8 protein-coding genes are annotated in these 11,483 nt (G+C 36.7%); 1 reads left to right on the forward strand and 7 read right to left on the reverse strand.

Annotated features, from left to right (window positions below):
• Window positions 1-4: 4 nt before the first annotated feature.
• Both fumC and MUB18_RS07770 read right to left on the reverse strand, forming a co-directional pair.
• A complete protein-coding gene (fumC, locus tag MUB18_RS07765) occupies window positions 5-1,402 on the reverse strand; it encodes a class II fumarate hydratase (protein WP_094773224.1) in 1,398 nt (465 codons plus the stop codon).
• A gap of 107 nt (window positions 1,403-1,509) precedes the next feature.
• Window positions 1,510-2,079 carry a hypothetical protein gene (locus tag MUB18_RS07770; protein ID WP_248755541.1) on the reverse strand — a complete coding sequence of 190 codons (570 nt, stop codon included), beginning with the start codon at window positions 2,077-2,079 and terminating at the stop codon, window positions 1,510-1,512.
• 150 nt (window positions 2,080-2,229) lie between these two features.
• On the opposite strand from MUB18_RS07770, the gene MUB18_RS07775 reads away from it, so the two are divergent.
• Entirely contained in the window at window positions 2,230-3,831 is a 1,602-nt protein-coding gene (locus MUB18_RS07775) for a S41 family peptidase (protein WP_045753842.1), read from the forward strand.
• Here MUB18_RS07775 and MUB18_RS07780 read toward each other — a convergent pair.
• The 5 genes from MUB18_RS07780 to uvrA form a co-directional block, all read right to left on the reverse strand.
• On the reverse strand, window positions 3,828-4,943 hold the full coding sequence (locus tag MUB18_RS07780; protein WP_045753841.1) for an endonuclease/exonuclease/phosphatase family protein: 1,116 nt from the start codon (window positions 4,941-4,943) through the stop codon (window positions 3,828-3,830). The two genes, MUB18_RS07775 and MUB18_RS07780, sit on opposite strands and share 4 nt — an antisense overlap.
• Window positions 4,936-5,817 (reverse strand): rhomboid family intramembrane serine protease, encoded by an 882-nt coding sequence (locus MUB18_RS07785; RefSeq protein ID WP_248755542.1) that lies wholly within the window; start codon window positions 5,815-5,817, stop codon window positions 4,936-4,938. The genes MUB18_RS07780 and MUB18_RS07785 overlap by 8 nt, the downstream gene beginning before the upstream one ends.
• 13 nt (window positions 5,818-5,830) lie before the next feature.
• Entirely contained in the window at window positions 5,831-6,553 is a 723-nt protein-coding gene (locus MUB18_RS07790; protein WP_045753839.1) for a rhomboid family intramembrane serine protease, read from the reverse strand.
• Window positions 6,554-6,562: 9 nt separating this feature from the next.
• Window positions 6,563-8,440: a DNA mismatch repair endonuclease MutL gene (mutL, locus tag MUB18_RS07795; protein ID WP_045753838.1), complete on the reverse strand. Its 1,878-nt coding sequence runs from the start codon at window positions 8,438-8,440 to the stop codon at window positions 6,563-6,565.
• 133 nt (window positions 8,441-8,573) lie between these two features.
• Window positions 8,574-11,414 carry an excinuclease ABC subunit UvrA gene (gene uvrA / locus MUB18_RS07800; RefSeq protein WP_248755543.1) on the reverse strand — a complete coding sequence of 947 codons (2,841 nt, stop codon included), beginning with the start codon at window positions 11,412-11,414 and terminating at the stop codon, window positions 8,574-8,576.
• Window positions 11,415-11,483: the final 69 nt, after the last annotated feature.

Genomic DNA, 11,483 nt, shown 5'->3' on the forward strand with positions numbered 1-11,483 from the left:
AAGCTTATTTTAAGCTCCCGACCATATCTTCAGGTTTTACCCACTCATCAAATTCAGCAGCAGTTACATAACCCAATGCGATGGCTGTTTCTTTTAATGTCGAATTATTTTTATGTGCGGTCTGAGCAATCTCTGCAGACTTATAATAGCCAATTTTAGTATTTAAAGCCGTTACCAACATTAAAGAGTTATCTACTAATTCTTTAATACGAGCGTAGTTTGGTTCGATACCGCTAGCACAGTGCTCTTCAAATGATATACATGCATCACCGATTAAGCGAGCAGATTGTAAAAAGTTAGCAGCCATCAATGGTTTGAAAACATTCAGTTCATAATGACCCTGAGTACCACCTATTGTGATCGCAACATCATTGCCCATTACTTGTGCAGCAACCATAGTTAAAGCCTCACACTGAGTTGGATTTACTTTTCCAGGCATGATAGAAGAACCCGGTTCATTTTCAGGGATGATGATCTCACCAATACCCGAGCGTGGACCAGAAGCCAACATGCGGATATCATTAGCAATTTTATTTAAGGAAACAGCTAATTGTTTCAATGCGCCATGAGATTCAATGATGGCATCATGAGCAGCTAAAGCTTCAAATTTATTCTCAGCCGTAATGAAAGGATGGCCTGTAAATTGTGCAATATATTTCGCTACTAGTACATCATATCCAGCAGGCGTGTTTAATCCAGTGCCAACTGCAGTACCACCCAAAGCCAATTCAGATAAATGCGCTAACGTATTTTTAACAGCTTTAATACCGTAGCTCAATTGAGCAACATAGCCTGATAATTCTTGACCTAATGTCAAAGGGGTAGCATCCATTAAGTGCGTACGGCCAATTTTGACAACTTTCATAAACTCAGCAGATTTCTTTGCTAAGGTATCACGAAGTTTTTCAACACCTGGTATGGTCACCTCAACTACAGCTTTATAGGCTGCGATGTGCATACCAGTAGGATAAGTATCATTTGAAGATTGTGATTTATTTACATCATCATTCGCTTTTAAAACAGGCTCACCTTCTCCAATTTTGAATCCAGCTAATACCTGAGCACGATTTGCAATGACTTCATTTAAATTCATGTTCGATTGCGTACCCGAACCTGTTTGCCAGATTACCAATGGAAATTGATCATCCAATTGACCAGCTAAGATCTCATCACAAACAGCTGCGATAGCATCACGTTTCTCAATAGGTAATACACCTAATTCAGCATTAGCATAAGCTGCAGCTTTTTTTAAGTAAGCAAAACCTTCGATAATTTCATGAGGCATAGATGCTGCAGGACCGATTTTGAAGTTGTTGCGTGAACGTTCTGTTTGAGCTCCCCAGTATTTATCTGCTGGAACTTGAACTTCACCCATGGTATCTTTTTCTATTCTAAATGACATAGCGTTTGATTTTTTTGATGTAACAAAGTTAAGTAAAAATATAGAGAACAGCCATTCAAAGAGTTCATCTTAATTGAATTTGAATGTCATAATTTCTTCAAATCTCCCTAACCATTCAATCGTTTTGTTAATTGTTCATTGATATGGTGAAAAATTTGAATGGGTTTTAAAGTGCGCCAAGGAAGATCATTAAGATGTACGCCGAAATTGATATAATAGTCGATGTTATTTTGCATAAATTCCGTAACAACATGCTGTCTAAAATTGACAGCAGCTATCCAGCCATCCTCAATATCCTGAAACCACTCTTCATAATAAGTGTCATCAGAAGCATGGAAATTAAGTAGATTTTCACCTATCAATATAAAATGATTGATTCCCTCGGCGATCATTAAATCAATCAATTCACGTTTCAAGATCATGATATCGTTGTCAATTGCATCATTCCATTCGCCGATAAGCTCGATGATACCATACTGCTTCTCATAGTCCACAAATAGTACTTTTAAATACAGCGTATGTGAACCAAAATCATCCCATTGGGGATGTAAAAGGAAATTATAAATCTGTTTATCGTATTCAAATTCATTATATATTGTTCCATAAAAAGGAGATTGTTCATCTTCCGATGCAATATAATCATGTCTCCAATTGTAAAAAGGTTCAATTTCGTGCATTTTGGCAGATTATTTGATTGTTACAAAGACAAAGTTGAGAAAACTTTCAGATATTAACCACTTTTAATAACTTTTGTTTTAACATAAAAATCACGTCATTTATTGTGGTATTAATGAATAAAACTTAGTATTTTTGAAGCATCTTTTCATATGCAAGGAAGTATAAAACGGAATATTTTTGTAGCAGCAACATACGCAGGAGTTTTACTCGTGGGTCTATTGCTTGGGCAGAAATATGCCGATGAACAAGGTAATAAACAATCGACTTCTATTCTAGCCGGTGGATTAACTGGAAATTCTGAGAAAGTTCAATATTTAGTTAACTTAATTTCAGATAATTATGTGGATAAGGTGAGCCTAGATACCATTCAAGATGAAGCCATTCAACATATCATCACCCGATTAGATCCGTTTTCTACATATCTTAAACCCAACGAACGTTTAGCGCAAGCAGAAGCCCTTGAAGGAACCTTTGATGGTATTGGTGTTGAATATTTTAATCTCAACGATACACTGCTAGTTGTGGGTATGATCGCTGGTGGTCCAGCAGAAAAATCAGGAATGAAAATTGGCGATCGTTTAATTAAAATAGCCAATCGAAATATTGCCGGTGTTCGTGTTACCGAGCACGTGGTCGATAAATTAATTCGTGGTAAGAAGGGTTCTACCGTTGATATCATGATCAAACGTAATGATGAAATTCTAACTACACCTTTAAAAGTTGTACGTGATCAAGTATCCGTAAGTACATTAGATGCCTCCTACATGATAGCACCTAAAATTGCTTATGTAAAAATCCGACGCTTTGGGCATCAGACTTCCGAAGATTTTAAAATTAAATTGCGTGACCTGAAAAAAAGTGGCGCCCAAGATCTGATTTTAGACCTTAGAGGTAATGGTGGTGGTTATGTACATACCGCCATTGAAATGGCCAGCATGTTTTTCAAAGAGAAACGCCTGTTGATGTATACTGAAGGAGCAAACGAGTTACGTCGTGACTACTTCTCTACCGAGCCGGGCAACTTTAGTGACGGTCGTATTGTTGTTCTTATTAATGAAGAAACAGCCTCGGCAAGTGAAATTGTGACCGGAGCTCTACAGGATTTGGATAGAGGTACCGTAGTCGGTCGCAGATCTTATGGAAAAGGATTGGTTCAAGAGCAGTTTGACTTTGCAGATGGATCTGCAGTCAACCTGACTGTTGCTCGCTATTACACGCCATTAGGACGGTGTATTCAAAGAAAGTATACTCGGGCAAATTATGATCAGTCTAAATATATGACCACATTTGATCTTTGGACATTGGATACAGAGTATAATACACATGAAATGTATACCACTAGCAAAGGCAAAATGTTATTTGGAGGAGGAGGTATACAGCCTGATATTGTAATCCCTATAGACTCCAATGAAATAAGTGCCAAGTATAGAGAGATTTATCATTCCAATAGTATACAAGAGTTTGTCTATGATCGTTTTACAAAGAAATTGCCAGCATACTCAATAGAAAATTTCTTAAGTGGTTATAATTTACCAGATCAAGAATTTAATGATTTTATTTCCTTTTTATCTAGAAAAGGTATTGCGGTCAATAAGTTAGAGGCAGATCGCCTTCATCAGATCATTCAGTCTGACATCGAAGCTTTGGTCGGGCGGTATTATTTTGGTAGAGAAGCTTATTTTAAGATCAAGAACAGGAAAGATCAATTTGTTGCAAGTGCCTTACGTGCATTAGGTATTCAGATCAGCTAGTTTTTCAATTTTAGATCACTCCAGATCGGATAGTGATCAGATAGCTTTCTTTTGACCACGTGATAATTTAATACCTCAAATGCAGGGCTGGCAAAAATATAATCAATCTGAAAGATCGGCAACATTTCATAATGTGTGACTCCCCAGCCGGCACCTTTTTCTTTAAAGGCATTATGAAGACCTTTGCTCACTAGATTTACAGAATAACTCATTGGTGTATCATTAAAATCTCCCATCACGATGTACGGAGAAGTACAGGCGTTCATATGTCTTTTTAAAGAACTAGCTTGCTCACTTCTGAATTCAAAAGCATTTTTTAGCTTTCTGCCCAAACGTCTTGAAGCTTGATTGTGGGTTTCATTTTTACTTGATGGATTTTGAATAAATTCTTTATCTTCATTTTGAAGCGCAAATGATCTGAGATGAACATTGTATACGCGAATTGTACTGTCATTTTTCTTAATATCAGCATAAGAAATTCGATTGATACCATAGTCATTGTCTAAAATATTTCCTGAATTCACAATCGGATATTTCGAAAAAATAGTCATACCATAAGCCTCATAATCATTCTTAGAACTTTCAGCAAAATAATGATAGTCATACCCCAGTTTGATTTTAAATTCATTGGAGATGACGTATTTTCCTTTTATTTTACTGTAATATTCCTGAAAACATACGATGTCAGGTTTGATACTATCCAATATTGTCAAGGCATCATTTTTAAAGTTTTTCTTAGCATCGTGTATATCCTTAAAAAGATGAGCATTGAAACTTAAAACACGAATATAATCTGTTGTTTTTGCAGTAATTGGAGCGGTGGACCTGGGGTTCCAATGTTTGGTTAATAAAGGCCATCCGATTAGGATGGTCAGCAAAGAAAAGATTAGCATTTTTGGCTTTCGTAATAACCAATAAGCAATAAAACCGATGTTTATAAGGAGAATAGGCAGGTATCCTAGACCAAAAAAAGCAATTGGCCAAAATGTTTTAGGATTGATGAAAGCGGCTGAATAACTAATCAATAAGGCAACAATGGCAAGAATGTTGAAAATGAAAACCGTCCTGCTCAAATAACCCAATCTTTTTTTTACGAGTGCCCGCCTAGCCATCTATCTTATTGTTATTGCTTGCTTTAAATAGAATTTCTTTTTCGTGAGTACTTAAACTATCGTATCCGGATAAAGATATCTTATCCAATATTTGGTCGATCTGATCCTGATTGGGTAAATCATATCGGTGTTGAGGCATTGATCGTTCACCATGTCCGACTACTACTTTTAGTTTTGAACGTTTTTTATCTTTCTTTTTAAATATTTTAGACCAATCCATACCAGATTGCAATGCATAAGTGTACCCCATGCCAAATATAACAGCGCAAAAATAACTGATAGCAGCTGGTTTATTTGTCAGTATGAAGAATAAGAATTGTATGGCAAAATACACAATAGCAATGGTCTTTAATTTTACATTTCCAAATAATAGAAGCCTCAGTTCATACTTAGGAACTAAAGTCGCTATTGATGCTAAAATGGCCGCAATAGTGATCGAACCTGTATTTAAATAAGGATTAGGTAAATTAGAAAAAAGTGCAAGATGTGAAAAGATCAAAAAGATCAGTCCCGCAAGCAACCCAGAAAAGATATAAATAAACAGAAATTGTCGTTTACTTAGAAAATTGAAGAAAATATTCCCTAACCAATAGAGCCATAAACAATCAAAAGCAACATTAAATAGTCCCGTATAAAGAAAATTGTAAGTCAGTAGAGACCAAGGCTGTTGAATAAAAGCTTGAAAATTTGTTGGTAAACTTAATTGATCGACCGTCCATTGAAAAAGAGGTATAGGTATAATCTTCAATTCAAAAAGAATATCAAAAAGATAGATCAAGATAAACAGAGCAACATTTCCACTGATAATAAATGGAATAGGGGATCCTGAACCGAAGGTTGTCCTGATAAAGTTTTTGAACGAATTTTCCCTCATGTTATAAAGATAATTAATATATTCCTTTTTTAATACCCCAAGCTTTTAGCAATAGGTAACCAAATAATGCTCCTCCAACGTGCGCTAAATGGGCAATAGACCCTCCTGAATTTGAAAATCCTAAATAGATTTCAATCAAGATCATGATTGGGATAAAATATTTCGCCTTTATCGGTACAGGTATAAAGATAAGTGCAAGCTTGAGATTGGGGAATAAGTAGGCAAAAGCTAACAACAAACCATAAATAGCACCAGAAGCACCTACCAATGGCGTATTATAGATTGAAACTAAAGTTCCTAAACCTGCCTGAGATATATTAGGGCTGTCGCTATATACCATGCCCGAGATCATATCAAACTTTAGACTACTGCCTGGATTAACTACACCAGCGATTTGATACACTTCAAATGCCTGAACGCCAAATTGAAGAACCAGAGCTCCAATTCCAGTTAATAAATAAAAATTTAGAAAACGCTTTGATCCCAATACCTGTTCGATGATCGGACCAAACATCACTAGTGAAAACATATTAAAGAAAATATGTGTAAAACCTCCATGCATAAACATATAGGTAATGATTTGCCACACATTGAAAAAAGGAGAGTCAGGATAATAGACCCCAAAAAGTCTCGTTGAGTTTTCAAAGATCATCGAACCAACAAAACAAACCACATTTATGATAAGTAAGTTTTTAGTTACTGTAGGTAAATTTGAAAGAGGGTTAGCGCTATTCATAAATTTAAATTAGTTTTTACTAAACTTTTCTAGGAGTTCCTGTAAGGTAATGGTAATAACGATTGGTTTTCCGAAAATAGAAATATTTGGAGATTCGCAAGCAAATAATTGATCAATAAGTTCTGATATCGCATTGTTATCCAAGAAAGTTCCTGGTTTTATTGCAGCATTGCGTGCTAGGCTTTTCGCTAAATTTTCGCGTTTTTCAATTTTAAAATCGCTCAAATTGTTTTTATAGTCTTCTAAAATCTGTTCAATGATTTTACGTTCATCAATTCCAGTCCCTAGATCTGCAGGAATACCGTCAATAATGTAACTATTTTTACCAAATGAACGAATTTGAAACCCTAAACTTTGGATATCTTCCAAAAGATCTTGCATCAATTCATTATCTGATGGATTTAAGTCAATACTTTGTGGGAATAAACTTTGTTGGCTCAATCCTTTGTGTTGGTCGAGCTGTGATTTGAATTGTTCAAACAAAATACGTTCGTGTGCCGCCTGTTGATCGATGAGCATGACTCCAGAATGAATCTGCGAGACAATAAATCTATTGTGGATTTGAAAAAACTGCTTGGTAGTTACTTGACTATTAACCCCGGGTAGTTGATGAATAGAACGCTCTTGCTGCTCATGTTCAAGCGGCAACTGCATGGATTCATCTCGCTCTGTGATTTGATATAAAGTATCCCAATTTTGTGGAATGGCCGATTTTTTCTCAAAACCTGCCATATAGTTATCAGCACGTGAAAATGTTGTTTTAGTGACTTGATCCGGTTCAAAAGGATTAAAATCAGGGTTGAAACTAACGGTAGGCACAATGATTTCATCCAAAGGTTTTGGAGTAATCATGTTCGAAAAACCTGTTTCTTGCTCAAAATCCAGCGATGGTGCAATGTTATAGCGACCGAGGGATCTTTTGACAGCAGATCGGATGATGGCATAAATCGCTTTTTCATCTTCATATTTAATCTCGGTCTTCGTTGGATGAACATTAATATCGATTTTTGAAGGATCAATATCAATAAATAATACATACAAAGGAAAGGTCTCTGCAGGAAGAATTTCCTCAAAGGCATTCATAACAGCATGATTCAGATAATGATCTCTGATAAATCTTTTGTTGACAAAGAAAAATTGCTCACCCCTTGTTTTTTTAGCAAATTGAGGCTTACCGACAAAGCCATTCACCTTAATAATAGAAGTATCCTCTTCCACAGGTACTAATCGCTGATTGTATGTATTCCCAAAAAGATGAACAATACGCTGTTTTAAGGTCTCCGCTGGTAAATGAAACATTTCATTTCCATCACTATGTAGAGTCAAAAAGATCTCCGGATTAGCTAATGCTATCCGTTGAAATTCTTCTATAATATGGCGCATTTCTACCGAGTTACTTTTTAAAAAGTTACGGCGTGCGGGTATATTGAAAAAAAGATTTTTAATAGAAATATTGGTGCCTGCAGCTACTGCTTCAGGAGCTTGAGTGATGATTTTTGAACCTTCGATCTCGACAACAGTACCCAATTCATCCTCAAATCGACGTGTTTTCAATGTCACATGTGCAATGGCTGCGATAGAAGCCATCGCTTCTCCACGAAATCCCATTGTACGAATGGCAAACAAGTCTTCTGCTTTACGAATTTTGGAAGTAGCATGTCGTTCAAAACAAAGACGTGCATCCGTCACGCTCATTCCACAACCATTATCAATCACTTGAATTAATGATTTTCCAGCATCTTTGATGATCAATTGTATCTTGTCAGCTCCAGCATCTATAGCATTTTCAATCAATTCTTTAATAGCAGCGGCAGGTCTTTGTACGACTTCACCTGCTGCAATCTGATTGGCAACATTATCTGGTAGTAATTGAATAATATCCGACATATGATGCGAAGTTACGAAATTAATGAGGAATGATTTTAATTCCGTTAGAAAGTTGTCGTATAAATTACATTACTTATCAACTTTCATGCTTTAAATTTGATACACCAACTAGGTGTATCAAATTTAATCTGGATTATTTCATTTCCAACTTTAGGAATCGGGCCGTTTCGCTATCCTTATTTTTGATTAAGCCTTCTGGTGTACCAGAAAATAATACTTTACCACCATCTTTACCTCCTTCAGGACCAATATCGATGACCCAGTCGGCGCACTTGATCACATCTAAATTATGCTCAATGATCAAGATGGTATTACCACGGTCAACCAAGCGGTTGATCACACCCATCAACACATTCACGTCTTCAAAGTGTAAACCAGTTGTTGGCTCATCCAAGATATAGAAGGTGTTACCGGTATCTTTTTTAGAGAGCTCAGTAGCCAATTTAATCCGTTGAGCTTCACCTCCAGATAGCGTTGTCGATGACTGTCCCAATGTAATATATCCTAAGCCAACATCCTGCAATGTTTTTATTTTACGATAGATAGAAGGGATGTTTTCGAAGAAAACAACAGCCTCATCCACACTCATGTCCAATACATCGGATATGGATTTACTTCTGAAGCGTACTTCCAAAGTTTCTCTGTTATAGCGTTTTCCATGACATGTTTCACAAGGAACCTGAACATCAGGTAGAAAGTTCATTTCAACGACTTTCATTCCCCCACCTTGGCAGGTTTCACAGCGTCCACCCTTGACATTAAAGGAGAATCTTCCGGGTTTATAGCCTCTTATTTTCGCTTCAGGTAGTTGAACAAACAAGGTTCTGATATCTGAAAATACACCTGTATAAGTAGAAGGATTTGATCGTGGTGTACGACCGATTGGACTTTGGTCGATTTCAATAACCTTATCAATATGCTCTAATCCATCAATACTCTTATAAGGAAGAGGAATACCTTTTGCGCGGAAAAAATGTTTATTTAAGATCGGATATAATGTACCTGTAATCAGACTTGATTTTCCAGAACCGGAAACACCTGATACTAAAATCAATTTTCCTAATGGAAAATCAACAGAAACATTTTTTAAATTATTTCCTGTAGCTCCTTTTAGCGATAATGTTTTTCCATTACCAGTTCTTCTTTCAGAAGGGATGGCAACCTCTTTTTTACCGTTTAAATAAGCAGCTGTCAACGATTTTGATTTTAAAATATCTTTTGGTTTGCCCTCAGCCACCACCTGACCACCATTTACACCAGCAGCAGGTCCCATATCGATGACATAGTCGGCATTCAAAATCATATCTTTATCATGTTCAACAACTAATACCGAGTTGCCAATATCACGTAAATTTTTTAAAGAATTGATCAGTCTTTCATTATCTCTTTGATGGAGACCAATACTCGGTTCATCCAAGATATACAAGACATTGACGAGCTGAGAACCGATTTGTGTCGCAAGTCGGATACGTTGAGCTTCTCCTCCAGAAAGTGATTTTGAAGAACGATCTATAGTCAGGTAGTTTAATCCCACATCCAATAAAAATCCTAAGCGCGACTGTATTTCTTTTAATATTTCAGTTGCGATGATCTGTTGGCGTTCATCCAAAGAAGCATTTACATTTGAAAACCATTCGTACAGGGATTTGATATCCATATGCGCCAGTTCATAGATGTTTTTACCTGCAAATTTAAAATGCAACGATTCTTTCTTCAATCGTGCTCCTTGACAAGTTGGACAGACTATTTTTGATCGGAAATCATCTAAAGAAGACATATCGTCGCTAGATTTGCCTGATTGCTCTTCAAGCATTTTGAAAATACCTGAAAATTCGATCCGATAATCGCGTACATCATAACTACCATATGAAACAGCTACTGAAATAGGTTCCTCAGCACCAAATAGTAACGTGTCGAGTTGTTCTTCTGTTAATTTCTCTAAAGGAGTGCTCAGAGAAAAATCAAGTTTTTTAGCAACCGCTTTTAAAACTTGGAAATTCCAAGTTTCCTTTGCAGGGCCTAGTGGCGCTAAACCTCCTTTTTGAATACTTAATTTACGATCAGGAATAACGGTGTTTTTATCAATTTCAAAGATATAACCTAGACCATCACATTTTGGACAAGCTCCATATGGCGAATTAAAAGAGAAGGTATTCGGTTGTGGCTCATCATAAGAAATACCCGATTCAGCATCCATTAAGTAGCGGCTGAAAAATTGTTCATCATTTTCCTGATTAGCCACTTTGATAATTCCTTTCGCTGTTTTCATCGCTTGCATAACAGATGTCTGCAGGCGCTTTTTATCATCGGCAGTTACTTTAAGTCGGTCTACTACAATCTCAATATCATGTATTTTATACCGATCCACCTGCATTTTTGGCGTGAGATCTACGATTTCACCATCTACACGGACTTTTACATAACCCTGCTTACGGATTTGTTCAAATAATTCGCGGTAATGACCTTTACGGCCCTTAATAACAGGAGCCAAAATATTTAGTGCTTGCCCATCAAAATCAGTCAGAATGCGATCCACAATTTGATCATCAGACATGCGCTGCATGCGATTGCCCGTTATATAAGAAAATGCCTCACTCGCACGTGCAAATAGCAGACGCATAAAATCATAAACCTCAGTAATGGTACCGACTGTCGAACGCGGATTTTTGCTCGTCGTTTTTTGTTCAATAGAAATAACAGGGCTCAATCCGGAAATTTTATCGACATCAGGTCGCTCCATGCCACCCAAAAACTGACGGCTGTATGCACTAAATGTCTCCATATACCGCCTTTGACCCTCTGCATAGATCGTGTCAAAAGCTAATGACGATTTACCACTACCACTTAGTCCCGTGATAACAACCAATTCGTTTCTAGGAAATGAAATGTCAATATTCTTGAGATTGTGTACACGTGCTCCAAATACTTGAACTTCATTTTGTTCACCTAAATCTGGTGTGATTTTCTTTGTCATGTAACCCCTGTTTTCTTCCAAACGCAGATGAATTTCTGCAAACATGCAAAATTACTTATTTTTAATGAA

The sequence above is a fragment of the Sphingobacterium sp. PCS056 genome (assembly GCF_023273895.1).
Classification (GTDB): Bacteria; Bacteroidota; Bacteroidia; order Sphingobacteriales; family Sphingobacteriaceae; genus Sphingobacterium.

Excerpts from the sequence above, each read along its gene's own strand:
- MUB18_RS07775 (WP_045753842.1), top strand. The coding sequence starts at position 2,230 with ATGCAAGGAAGTATAAAACGGAATATTTTTGTAGCAGCAACATACGCA.
- fumC (WP_094773224.1), bottom strand. The coding sequence starts at position 1,402 with ATGTCATTTAGAATAGAAAAAGATACCATGGGTGAAGTTCAAGTTCCA.
- mutL (WP_045753838.1), bottom strand. The coding sequence starts at position 8,440 with ATGTCGGATATTATTCAATTACTACCAGATAATGTTGCCAATCAGATT.
- MUB18_RS07790 (WP_045753839.1), bottom strand. The coding sequence starts at position 6,553 with ATGAATAGCGCTAACCCTCTTTCAAATTTACCTACAGTAACTAAAAAC.
- MUB18_RS07785 (WP_248755542.1), bottom strand. The coding sequence starts at position 5,817 with ATGAGGGAAAATTCGTTCAAAAACTTTATCAGGACAACCTTCGGTTCA.
- MUB18_RS07780 (WP_045753841.1), bottom strand. The coding sequence starts at position 4,943 with ATGGCTAGGCGGGCACTCGTAAAAAAAAGATTGGGTTATTTGAGCAGG.
- MUB18_RS07770 (WP_248755541.1), bottom strand. The coding sequence starts at position 2,079 with ATGCACGAAATTGAACCTTTTTACAATTGGAGACATGATTATATTGCA.
- uvrA (WP_248755543.1), bottom strand. The coding sequence starts at position 11,414 with ATGACAAAGAAAATCACACCAGATTTAGGTGAACAAAATGAAGTTCAA.